This window comes from uncultured Mailhella sp., assembly GCF_944324995.1.
Lineage (GTDB): Bacteria > Desulfobacterota > Desulfovibrionia > Desulfovibrionales > Desulfovibrionaceae > Mailhella.
In genome coordinates this window covers 25,948-37,464 of sequence record NZ_CALUYL010000021.1, presented here as the reverse complement: position 1 = coordinate 37,464, position 11,517 = coordinate 25,948, and the positions used below count along the sequence as shown (strand labels likewise).

Here is an 11,517-nt window from a genome sequence, read left to right as displayed (position 1 = left end):
CGGGGAATGACTGGTTTTTTTTCGAGCCTCAGAGCTTGCAACTTTGAAAGAAAGCACTTATGTTAAATTCATGTTTGGGCGGCATTCCGCCTCGGACACTGAAACACAGGAGGCAATATGCCAAAGCTGCAGAAGATCATATGTGCGCTGGACCTTTCCGAGCACAGCAAGACAGTGGCAGAATACGCCTGCATGCTGGCCAAGGCCATGCATGCCAGCATCGTGGCAGTGTATGCGGCCCCTACGCTGACTCAGTACACGGGTTTCCATGTTCCGCCGAATACCATCGACAGCTTTGTCGGTGAGATCGTTTCCGGCGCGGAAAAGGCCATGACGCAGTTCGTGTCTGAAAACTTTGAAGGCGTGGAAACCAAGGCCGAGGTCGTGGTCGGCTACGCTGCCGAAGAAATTCTTGAAATTGCGGCCAAGGAAGACGCCGACCTCATCGTCATGGGCACCCACGGACGCAAGGGCATCGACCGCATCCTGTTCGGCTCCGTGGCCGAGCGCGTCGTGAAGAACTCCCATGTGCCGGTTCTGACCATTCGTCCTTCCGACAACTACACCGGCGGCGCGATGTACAAGGATTAACGTTTACGCATGAACATAAACAGGGCTTTCCTTTTACGGCTTTGTCCGGGAGAGGAAAGCCCTTTTTGTTGCTCTTTTCCTTTTTTGGAGCCATGCTCGCCCTGCGGGGACGCTTTTTGACCGCGCGGACGCTGAGCGACCGCGCCAAAGCAGTGCTCGTCCGCCTGCCCGGTGTTTCGGGCCCGTCGGCTTCTGCGCGCAGTCCGCGGGCAGGGCGGCCTGAACATGCCGGATGCCCGGTCTGACGCCGTTTTGTCGCCCGACGCGGGCGGCATGTCCGCAGAAAGAGCGCGCAGGCTCTCCGTCTTCGGGCGGCGTTCCGGCACGTCTTGCCTCTTCGCTTCGGCGAAAGACGGCTGCGTTTTTGCCTGCCGGAGTGTTTCGGCATCCGGCCTGCCCGGGCGCTCGATCTGCCCCGATGTTCGGGGAGACCCGCGCAAAGCGTCGCGCCCTTTGCCGGGCCGCCTGCGGTTTTGGTTGAGGCCGCGTGGGGTTTTCGCGTCGGAGTTTAAATGTTCGCCGACATCCGGCGACGCGGCAAACGCTGTTTTTTCTGCACGAGGCGGCGTCCGCCTTTTCATCATCTGCACCTTGTTTGATCCGAGGATTCGCCATGACACTTCCCTTCACCTCATTCAACGACGTCCGCCCCGAAGTGGCGACGTTTGAATCCTATGAGCCCGGGCTCAGCATTGCGGAAATCGCCGAGCGCTACGGGCTTTCCCGCGTCGTCAAGATGGCCAGCAACGAAAATCCGCTGGGCGTGTCGCCCCGCGTGCGCAAGGTCATTGCAGACTGCGCCGAAGAGGCCTTCCGCTATCCGCAGTCGGGCAACCCGAGACTGGTGAAGGCGCTGGCTTCCTTCTACGGCGTGGACCCGAAGCGCATCTTCGTGGGCAACGGCTCCGACGAGGTCATCGACCTCTTGTTCCGCGTGCGCGCCGTGCCCGGCGTTCACAACGCCGTGGCCTTCCGCCCCTGCTTCGGCCTGTATCCCACGCAGGCGAAGATGGCCGGCGTGGAGCTGCGTCAGGCTCCGCTGAATCCCGACTTTACCTTCAATTTCGACGGACTGCTCAAGCTGGTGGATGAAAACACCACGCTCGTCATCATCACCTCGCCCGACAATCCTTCCGGCCGCGTCGCCTCGCCGGACGATCTCGAAGCGCTGGCCCGCGCGCTGCCTCCGGCCTGCCTGCTCGTGGTGGACGAAGCCTACATGGAATTCGCCGGTCCCGAGCACTCCATACTTTCGCGGCTCGACCGTCTGCCCAACGTGGCCGTCATGCGCACCTTCTCCAAGGTGTACGGTCTGGCCGGTCTGCGCATCGGCTACGCCATTCTGCCCCCGGCCATTGCCGACTACATGTGGCGCGTGCGTCTGCCGTTCTCGCTGAACATTCTGGCCGAAGAAGCCGCCCTGGCCGCCCTGGCCGACGAATCCTTCCGCGAGCGCACCGAAGAGCTCGTGAAGCGCGGCCGCGCGCGTCTTACCCGCGAGCTGCGCGCCATGGGCTGCGACGTGACGCCGAGCCTGTCGAACTTCATCATGTTCCGCCTGCCGGAAGGCTCCATGGACGCAAAGGCTCTGCACGGCGAACTTTTGAAGCGCGGCGTCATCATCCGCGCGCTCGGCAGCTATCATCTGCCCGACCGCCTGCGCGTGAGCGTGGGCACCGACGAGGAGAACGATCTGTTCCTGTCCCTCATGCACGACATTCTGGGGGTCTGAGATGACCGTATCGTTCGGCGTCATCACCATGGACGGCCCCGCCGGGGTGGGCAAGAGCACGCTGGCCCGCAGGCTGGCGGCAACGCTCGGCATAGCGTATCTCGACACCGGAGCCATGTACCGCACGCTGGGGCTGCGCCTCGGCGCGGCGGCCGCGGACATGGACGAGCAGCGCCTGCGCGCCAAATGCCGCGAGTATCGTTTTTCGCTGGAGGCGCGGGGCGGCGACGCCGCGCCGGTGCTCTGCTGCAACGGGGAGCCCGTGGGGCAGGAGATACGCACGGAGCGGGCCGGACGCCTGGCCTCGCTGGTGGCGCGTCTGCCCGTGCTGCGCGAGGAGCTTCAGCGGGCGCAGCGCGCGCTCGGCGAAGGGAGTTCGCTGGTGGCCGAAGGCCGCGACATGGGAACCCGCGTGTTTCCCGGAGCCAGGCACAAGTTTTTTCTGGACGCCAGACCCGAAGTGCGGGCCCGTCGCCGCTACCTGGAGCTTGAGGCCCGCGGCGCGCTGAACGGAGCCACGCTGGAGGAAATTCAGCGCGGCATCGAGGAGCGCGACGCTCAGGACAGAGGCCGCGCGGTGGATCCTCTGCGTCCCGCCGAGGATGCAATCATCGTCGATACTTCCGATCTTGATCTCGACGGCGTGCTGCGCGTGATTCTGAACGCCGTGGAGGCCGGAGGCGTGGAAGAAAAAACGCGCGCGGTCTGCGCGCGGGCCTTTGCCTCGTTTGCCGGGCCTCTGCCGGAGAGCCTGCGCGGCGCGGCGGGTGAGAATGCGCTTGAGCAGGCCCGCAGAGACGGCCTTGCCGCGGCCGAAGCCGTGGCGGCGGGGCGCAGGCTTTCCTGCCGGGTCACGCTTTCCTGCCGTGCGGAAGAAGGGCGTCTCGTGGCGGAAGCCAGTGTGGAAGAGGGCCCTTTGGCCGGAGTGCTGGCGCTTTCCGCCGCGCAGTGCGCCGCATCGTCCATGGCCGCCGCGTTGCCTGGCGGGGCGTCCATTCAGGCGGAAATCGTCGGCTGATGTCTTTTCCGGCATCGTATTCGGAGCGCGTATGAACGAAGAATGCGTTTCGGCGTCCCCGCTGCCGTCCGGGCGGACGGAAACGGTGTACGCCGGCTGCAAGATCAATCTTTTTCTTTTCATTACGGGAAGACTGCCGAACGGCTACCACGAACTGCACACGCTGTTTGTTCCGGCGTCCGAACCGCGGGACGAGCTGACCTTCTCCCCGGCGCAGCGGGAGCACGGCATCCGCGTGACATGCGACACGGAAGGCATCGACCCGGAGCGCAACACGCTCACGCGCGCCTACGAGCTCTACGCCGAGGCCACGGGCTTTGCGCCCGCCGTGGACGTGGAACTGCGCAAGAGCGTTCCGCACGGGGCGGGGCTCGGCGGCGGCAGTTCCGACGCCGCGCAGGTGCTGCTCTGGCTCCAGCGTCGCGCTCCGAAGCCTCTGCCCGAGGAAGCGCTCCGTGCTCTGGCCGCCCGCGTGGGCGCGGACGTGCCGTTCTTTCTTCTGAACCGCCCCTGCCTTGCCGAAGGCATAGGAGAGCGGCTTTCTGAAACGGAAAGCGGCGTGGAAGGATGGAGCTGCGTGCTCGTCTGTCCGCATGTCCGGGTGAACACGGCCTGGGCCTATGCGGCCTGGGATGCAGAAAGAGCGTCATTTTCCTTGACAGAGAAAACGAAGGCAGATAAAAATAACCGTTCAAGTTGCCAGTCATTCTATGGCATGAACGACTTTGAGCCCGTAGTTTTCGCGGCTCATCCCTCCCTTGCGGCGCTGAAGGCGCAGCTTGTGGAAGGCGGAGCGGACATTGCGGGCATGAGCGGAAGCGGTTCGGCACTGTTCGGGCTTTTTCGCGATTCCGGGCGCGCGGCGCAGGCCGCAGCGGCGCTTCGGAAGCAGAAAGAGTCCGCAGAAGTGTTCGGCCCTTTCCTTGTTTGAGTCGCCGTGCCGGGCTGGTTGTGGTGGGGTGTCGCCAAGCGGTAAGGCAGCGGGTTTTGGGTCCGCTATTCGCAGGTTCAAGTCCTGCCGCCCCAGCCATTTTGTCGTTGTGTTCCGGCTTCGCCTGGTGGCGTCGCCGCCTCTGCATCTCGGGATACTTTACTCAGGAAGGCATGTTCCTATGTACGGCGACCTTAAAATTCTCACGGGTACGGCCAATCCGCAGCTGGCCATGGATATCTGCGATCACCTCGGTTGTTCCCTCACGCCTGCGCTCTGCACCACGTTCAGCGACGGAGAGCTGCGTGTGGAAATCGGCGCCAGCGTGCGCGGACACGACGTGTTCGTCATCCAGTCCACCTGCTCCCCGGCCAACCAGTCCCTTATGGAACTGTGCCTCATCCTCGACGCTCTGAAGCGCGCCAGCGCCGGCCGCATCACCGCCGTCATTCCGTATTTCGGCTATGCCCGTCAGGACCGCAAGGTCAGCCCCCGCGCGCCCATCAGCGCCAAGCTCGTTTCCGACTTTCTCACCGTGGCCGGCGCTCAGCGCATCGTCACGGTCGATCTGCACGCCGGTCAGATTCAGGGCTTCTTCAACTGCCCCGTGGACAACCTGTACGCCCGCCCCGTGCTGCTGAAAAAGCTCAGCGCGCTTTCCGGCGACATCGTCATGGTTTCTCCCGACGCCGGCGGTGTGGAACGCGCCCGTTCCTTCGCCAAGAAGATGGACGCCAGCCTGGCCGTCATCGACAAGCGCCGCGATCGTCCCAACCAGGTGGCGGAAATGCACATCGTGGGCGACGTTGCCGGCAAGACCGCCGTGCTCGTGGACGACATGATCGACACCGCGGGCACCATCTGCACGGCTGCCAACATTCTCATGGAAGGCGGCGCCAAGGAAGTTTACGCCTGTGCCACGCACGCCGTGCTTTCCGGCCCCGCCTGCGAACGTCTCAATGACTCCCCCTTCAAGGAAGTCATCGTGACCGACACCATTCCGCTCGGCGACCATGCCGCCCAGTGCGAAAAGCTCCGTGTGGCTTCCGTTGCCGGAGTTCTGGCCAAGAGTATCCGCAATATTCACGACGGTTCTTCTGTTAGCGCCCTGTTCTGATCAGGGTATTGAAGACGATATATCGCGCCGCGCCCCGTTCGACGGGAGACGGCCCATAAGGAGAAAGCATCATGTCCGAACTGAAAACTCTTTCTGTGAAGAAGCGTACCGCTTTCGGCAAAGGCGCCAACCGCCGCCTGCGTACCGAAAATCTGGTGCCCGGCGTGTACTACACCGCCGACGGTCAGAATATCGCCGTTCAGATGGCTGAACTGCCCCTTACCAAGATCTACGAACAGGTCGGTCGCACCAACGTCTTCCAGCTCGAAATCGAAGACGAAAACGGCGCCAAGACCCTGCATCCCGTGTTCGTGTGGGACGCTCAGTACTCCCCTGTGAAGAACACCTTCACCCACATCGACTTCTTCGGCGTGGACCTCGACAAGGAAATCAAGGTCAAGGTGCAGGTCGAATACGTCGGCACCCCCAAGGGCGTGAAGATGGGCGGCACCCTGGAAACCTACCGCGACGAAGTGGTGCTTTCCGCCAAGCCCGCCGATATGCCCCGCAAGGTCAATCTCGATGTCTCCGGTCTGGAAATCAACCAGAGCATCCGCGTTTCCAACATGCCTCTGCCTGAAGGCGTGAAGGCCGTGTACAAGTCCGACTTCACCATGGCCGCCGTCTTCATGGAAGGCGCCGACGACGCTCCCGCCGCCGAATAAGGCGCAAGAGCATTCCGAGCATTCGGGCCGGGACAGTTTTCTGCCCCGGCCTTTTTTTATCCAGGTGAGACATGATTTCTTCTTCGGATTCATCCGTCACTGTGCTTGGCATCGACCCCGGCTCCAACATCACGGGCTGGGGCGTGGTGCGCGAGTCTTCCGGCAGGCTGGAACTGGTGGCCAACGGCGTTCTGCGCGTGAAGGGCAGTTCCTTTTCCGATCGGCTGGCCTGCATCTTTCACGGCCTGCACGACATCATTGCGGAATATCGGCCGCAGGAGGCGGGCGTGGAACAGGTGTTCACCGCAAAGAACATCATGTCCGCCATCAAGCTGGCGCAGGCGCGCGGAGCCGCCGTTGCGGCGTGCGCGTCCTTCCATCTTCCCGTGCAGGACTATGAGCCCACGCTCGTGAAAAAGACGCTGGCGGGCACGGGCCGCGCCGAAAAGGAACAGGTGGCCTTCATGGTGGCCAGGCTGCTGGGCCGCGCGCATATCGAGGGCCCTCTGGACACCACCGACGCCCTGGCCATTGCGGTATGTCATCTCACGTTGCGTCGCTTCCGCAGGCTGGAGAGCCTGGTCTGAACGGGGAAGTGCCGTTTTTTTGTACGCGCCTCTCCCGGCGTCGCTGTGAAGCCGTGCCGCCGGCAGAAAAAATTGGAAAAATTTTTTCTGCCGAAAAAAATGTTTTGCTGACGGCAGGTTAGCTCTCTTTTTTCAAGACGTCTCGCCGGATCGTCCCCTCCTGCGCCCTGAATGTCGGACTTCTTTTTGAGGGAAAAGGGGCGCAGAGGCCCTGCCCTCGGCGGGAAAGGGTGCTGTGCGCGTGTTTTTTTGAGCTGCGAGAGGGGATTTCCGGCGGTGATGTTCAAATTTTTTTTGCTCGTCCGCCGCACGGCGGCATTCGGGAAAAAGGCCTGTTCAAAAAAGAATACGGATTTTCGCCCCTTCCGAAGGGAAAACAAAGGCGATGAAATTTTAATATGTTGATTTTATTTGATAAGTAAAGATTCTCTTCAATTTGGCATGGAATTTGCATATTGATAGACATCATTCCTTTGAAACACCGATCAACACCACTCGCCCGTCGGCCTCCCTCTCCGGCGGGCTTTTTTTCGGCCCTGCGGACTTGTCAATGACATAAAATGCGGGCACACTGCGCGCAAACCCTTTTGGAGGATAAGTTATGAGTCTTTGTCCCTGTGGCTCCGGCCTTGAGCTGGACGCCTGCTGCGGCCAGTATATCGACGGAAAGGCCAAGGCCCCCACGGCCGAAGCCCTCATGCGCGCCCGCTACACGGCGCATTGCCTGGGCAAGTATCAGTTCCTTACCGACACCACGCATCCCGAGTTCCGCGAAGACGCCTCTGCCGACGAAATCAAGGAATGGTCGTCCATGATGACCTGGGAAGGTCTCGACATCATTGAAACCGTGGAAGGCGGCGAAAACGATTCCACGGGCGAAGTGAAGTTCAGCGCCCACTACAGCGTGCAGAACGTGCCTCAGGAACTGCGCGAAGACGCCTTCTTCCGCAAGGAAGGCGACGAATGGTTCTACGTGGAAGGCAACGTGTACGCCAAGCAGCCCGTGCGCCGCGAGACCCCCAAGATCGGCCGCAACGATCCCTGCCCCTGCGGCAGCGGCAAGAAGTACAAGAAGTGCTGCATGCCCCACTAGGGGAGAGCGGAAAGCCCTGATTTGCTCCGTTCGTCGGAGAAAGGACTTGCGTCCCGGCGCAAAACCCTGTACAAGGCTTTTCCAACGGTTCTTCTGTTCCGGCGCAAGGGATGAAAGTTCGGAGAGGTTTTGCCCATCAGGCAAAAAGAATAGCCGGCAGGGCTTGTCATTTCCCCATATTTGTGGCAGGCTCCCTGAACAGAAGGAACGTCTTTTTTCCTTTTTTGTATGTATGTGAGTCTGCGCCTTACGCAGGCAATTTCCCCACAGTCCCAACATGTCCAAGGAGGACGCGCATGGCTGAAGTTTCTTTCCAGGGAAAGACCTTTGAAGTCGACGAAGACGGTTTCCTGCTTCGCTTCGAAGACTGGTGCCCTGAATGGCTGGAATACGTGAAGGAATCCGAAGGTATTCCGGAACTCACCGCCGATCATCATAAGGTTATCGATTTCCTGCAGGACTACTACAAGAAGAATGGTATCGCCCCCATGGTGCGTATCATGTCCAAGAACACCGGCTACAAGCTGAAGGAAATCTACGAACTGTTCCCCTCCGGCCCCGGCAAGGGCGCCTGCAAGATGGCCGGTCTGCCCAAGCCCACCGGCTGCGTGTAAGTCGTACGCTTCACGCTTTAGTCGCTTAGACGATTGCTTGAAAAGGCGAGAGAGTTTAACTCTTTCGCCTTTTTTCTACTTGCCTGTGGTAAAGCCCTCTGATAGAGATAGGACATCCGAGTTTGCCATAACATTTTTAAGTAATGGAGGATTCCATGAAAGTGTTTCGTAATGCGCTGGTTGCTGCGGCTCTGGTGATGGGGATTGCCTCTGCTGCCCAGGCCGCTGATATGGTCCGCAAGGTGGACAGCTTCGATCTGCTCGCCGACCAGTCCGGCTCCATGATGATGCAGGCTCCCGACCTCAAGATGACCAAGGCCGCTGCCGCCCAGCAGGTGCTCTCTGCTGTGAACGAAGCCATTCCGAACCTCGGATACAAGGCTTCCATGCACACTCTCGCTCCCGCCGGCAAGGTTGTTTCCTACGGCGACTGGGATCGTTCCGCCATGGGCGCCGGCATTGATTCCCTCAAGACCGAAGGCGTCATCTTCGGCCGCATGACCCCCATGGGCGACGGCTTTGCCGCCAACTCCGGCGACTACGCCACCATGGCTCGTCCTACCGCCATCGTGCTCGCTTCCGACGGCGCCAACAACACCGGCATTGATCCCGTTGCCGAAGCGGCCGCCATCTATCAGGCTCAGCCCGGCATCTGCTTCCATGTCATTTCCTTCGCCGACACTCCCGAAGGTCAGGCCGTGCTCGACAAGATCGCCGCTCTGAACTCCTGCTCCGTGTCCGTGAAGGGCTCCGACCTGCTGGCCGATCAGAACGCCGTGAACCAGTTCGTGGCCGACGTGTTCTACACCACCGGCTCCGCTCCCGTGGAAGAAGCCCTCGTGCTCCACGGCGTGAACTTCGCCTTCGACTCCTACGCTCTTGACGCCAAGGCTCAGGGCATCCTCGACGAAGCCGCCGTCGTGCTCAAGGAAAAGAACGTTCGCGTGACCCTCGAAGGCTGGACCGACTCCATCGGCACCGACGCCTACAACAAGAAGCTGTCTCAGAATCGCGCCAACGCGGTTAAGGCGTACCTTGTGGAACAGGGCGTGCCCGCTTCCAAGCTCACCGCCATCGGCATGGGCAAGTCCTTCAAGTACGACAACTCCACCGAAGAAGGCCGTTACCTGAACCGTCGCGTGGAAATTCTCTTCAACTAATCGCTGAATCAACATGACGAAGAGGCCCGGCATCTGCCGGGCCTCTCTCAATAGCGGAGTTTCATTGATGTTTCGTAAGTGTTGGATGGGTGTGCTGGTCTGCGGCCTTCTTCTTGCTTCGCCGTGCAGTTCCTTTGCCGTCAACGAATCCAAGATTCAGGCCGATCTGAACACGTTTGCCCGTCAGTACGTCAGCAGCGCCAACAAGCGCATGTCGGTCAATCGCGCGCGTCCTCAGATCATCAAGCGCGGCGCCATGTACGTGGCCACGTTTACGGAAATTGATCTGCAGACGATTACGACGCAGATGCGCAAGAGCAACAGCAAGCATTTTGACTATGTTGCCACGCTTTCCTACAACGAGCTCACCTTTGAAAGCGCGGGCAAGACCCGCAAGGAAGCCACCAGCGGCCAGTTCCGCTGCGTGAAGGTGCGCAAGCTTACCGAACTGCCCCGCTACGTGAAGGGCAAGTGGGAAAACTGATTCTCGTGCAGGAAAAGGGCCCCCTTTCGAGGGGGCTTTTTCTTTTTAAAAACCGGGCGAAGGGGCGAGGAGCCGGGAGTCCGGGAAAAGGCGCAGTTGCGCCGGGCGGAGCGTCGGAGTGCGGGATGTTTTCCGAAGGGCGGCGCTTGAGCGATGTTGCGGAATGTGGCCCCTGCGCCGGAAGAGAGAATGTGCGCCGGGATGCAGGAGCCGAGTCGGGATGCGGAACCTGCACCGGAACGCGGAACCTGGGCCGGAGAATGCAGGAGCCGAGTGGAGTGCGGAAACCGCGCAGGAACGCAGACGCTGGGGCGGCATGTGCAGAAGCCGGGCAGGCATGCGGACGCTGTGCAGGCGCGGAATCTGCGCGGGGAACGCGGAATCCGGAGCGTGCGCGAAGACGAGAAAACGGGACTGCGGGGAGGCTTCGGGAACAGACGGGCCGGCAAGCGCGTTTCCCGGCGCTGTGCGGGGCTTTTTGCCGGAATCGGGGACGGGAAGACGATCCGTCGCAAAAACGGCCTCTGCATTCGCGTTCAGGCGTTTTTCAGGCAGAGTAAGCATGCAGGGCGTCGTCCTTTCGGGAGACTGGCTCCGGGAGAGGGCTTCGCTTTGCGAAGAGAAATCGCCGAAGGAAGCAGCAAGGCGTTTTTTGCGCTCGGCTCATGCGGGGATTTGGCGTCGTTTGTTCAGTGCTGAAAGGCAGGATTCGTCAGGCGGGCGTCGCCTTTTGCAAAAAGCGGCGGGCAGGAGACGGCGGCCGGAGGGCGGAACCGTTCGTGGGGGCGGAAGGCAAAGACGTGGGGCAGAGCGTGCCGTTTTCCCGGACGGCAGGGGAGAGGGGCAACGATGCCCTGTGTCCTCGTGCTCCATCCTTCGGGCAGCGGGGAGCCGTCTTTTTGCGGAACGGCGTGCGGATGCCGGAACGGGCACGGCCTCTCTGAGCATGGGAGTGCGGAGACTGAAACGGGCGTCATTTTCCCGTGACACGTTTTTCGAGGCCGGGCGCTTGCTGAACGAAACAGGTGGGGGGCGACGTGCGCGGGGCCCTGCCGACGCGTCGCGACTTGTCCTCGAAACGGATTCGGGTCCGGAACGGGACGTCGTTTCCCCGAGGTGCAGGCTTCGGGGCATGAGACGACGTTTTTTCGTGGTGTCCCCCTGGAAAAGGCGGCGTCGTTTTTGGCTACGCAGCGTTCAGGGAGCGGCGCGTTTTTGCGGCACGGGTTTCGGGAAATGAGGGAGATATTTTCCCGGGGCCCGGCGCTCTGCGCTGGGGGATGACGTTTTTTCGGGCGCAGGAGCGCGGAAGCCCCGAGGCGTTCGCTCCGCACAAGGTGCAGGGCCGAGCTTTGAACGAAGCGGGGAGGGGGCGGCGTGCGCCTGCGGCGAACGCTCCGACGAGCCGCGGGCTTGTCCGCGAAAGGCCGTCCTGAGACTGCGGCGCTCCCTGGATGGCGATGGGGAGCGAGGGCCGTTGCGGGCGCTCGGCTGCGCCGACCGGGGGCCGCTTCGGTCAAATGAT

At 61.4% G+C, this 11,517-nt stretch carries 11 protein-coding genes, 1 tRNA gene and 1 pseudogene; 12 read left to right on the top strand and 1 reads right to left on the bottom strand.

The window, feature by feature from the left end; genetic code table 11:
• The first annotated feature begins 117 nt into the window (after positions 1–117).
• Complete coding sequence (locus tag Q0K02_RS09280) at positions 118–591, top strand: universal stress protein (RefSeq protein WP_294487853.1); 474 nt, start codon at positions 118–120, stop codon at positions 589–591.
• Here Q0K02_RS09280 and Q0K02_RS09275 read toward each other — a convergent pair.
• Positions 588–1,211, bottom strand: coding sequence for a hypothetical protein (locus Q0K02_RS09275; RefSeq protein ID WP_294487850.1), 624 nt, complete (start codon positions 1,209–1,211; stop codon positions 588–590). The two genes, Q0K02_RS09280 and Q0K02_RS09275, sit on opposite strands and share 4 nt — an antisense overlap.
• Between Q0K02_RS09275 and hisC the strand changes: the two genes are divergently transcribed.
• The 11 genes and pseudogenes from hisC to Q0K02_RS09220 all read left to right on the top strand — a co-directional run bounded on the left by hisC (position 1,205) and on the right by Q0K02_RS09220 (position 9,992).
• Positions 1,205–2,323, top strand: a complete 1,119-nt coding sequence (hisC, locus tag Q0K02_RS09270) for a histidinol-phosphate transaminase (RefSeq protein ID WP_294487848.1) — start codon at positions 1,205–1,207, stop codon at positions 2,321–2,323. The genes Q0K02_RS09275 and hisC overlap by 7 nt on opposite strands.
• A gap of 1 nt (position 2,324) precedes the next feature.
• Positions 2,325–2,984 (top strand): annotated as a pseudogene (gene cmk / locus Q0K02_RS09265) ((d)CMP kinase); the annotation flags it as partial.
• Positions 2,985–3,372: 388 nt separating this feature from the next.
• Complete coding sequence (gene ispE, locus Q0K02_RS09260) at positions 3,373–4,272, top strand: 4-(cytidine 5'-diphospho)-2-C-methyl-D-erythritol kinase (protein ID WP_294487845.1); 900 nt, start codon at positions 3,373–3,375, stop codon at positions 4,270–4,272.
• A 24-nt stretch (positions 4,273–4,296) separates the two neighbouring features.
• Positions 4,297–4,371 (top strand) — tRNA-Gln (locus Q0K02_RS09255).
• An 82-nt stretch (positions 4,372–4,453) separates the two neighbouring features.
• A complete protein-coding gene (locus Q0K02_RS09250; RefSeq protein ID WP_294487842.1) occupies positions 4,454–5,389 on the top strand; it encodes a ribose-phosphate pyrophosphokinase in 936 nt (311 codons plus the stop codon).
• 71 nt (positions 5,390–5,460) lie between these two features.
• The gene (locus Q0K02_RS09245) at positions 5,461–6,054 is read left to right on the top strand and encodes a 50S ribosomal protein L25/general stress protein Ctc (RefSeq protein WP_294487839.1); all 594 of its coding nucleotides are present in this window, start codon (positions 5,461–5,463) and stop codon (positions 6,052–6,054) included.
• 71 nt (positions 6,055–6,125) lie between these two features.
• Complete coding sequence (ruvC, locus tag Q0K02_RS09240) at positions 6,126–6,641, top strand: crossover junction endodeoxyribonuclease RuvC (RefSeq protein ID WP_294487836.1); 516 nt, start codon at positions 6,126–6,128, stop codon at positions 6,639–6,641.
• A gap of 601 nt (positions 6,642–7,242) precedes the next feature.
• Entirely contained in the window at positions 7,243–7,734 is a 492-nt protein-coding gene (locus tag Q0K02_RS09235) for a YchJ family protein (protein ID WP_294487833.1), read from the top strand.
• Positions 7,735–8,030: 296 nt separating this feature from the next.
• Positions 8,031–8,348 carry a TusE/DsrC/DsvC family sulfur relay protein gene (locus Q0K02_RS09230; protein WP_294446216.1) on the top strand — a complete coding sequence of 106 codons (318 nt, stop codon included), beginning with the start codon at positions 8,031–8,033 and terminating at the stop codon, positions 8,346–8,348.
• A gap of 155 nt (positions 8,349–8,503) precedes the next feature.
• Entirely contained in the window at positions 8,504–9,508 is a 1,005-nt protein-coding gene (locus tag Q0K02_RS09225; RefSeq protein ID WP_294487830.1) for an OmpA family protein, read from the top strand.
• A gap of 67 nt (positions 9,509–9,575) precedes the next feature.
• Positions 9,576–9,992 (top strand): hypothetical protein, encoded by a 417-nt coding sequence (locus tag Q0K02_RS09220; protein ID WP_294487828.1) that lies wholly within the window; start codon positions 9,576–9,578, stop codon positions 9,990–9,992.
• Positions 9,993–11,517 lie beyond the last annotated feature (1,525 nt).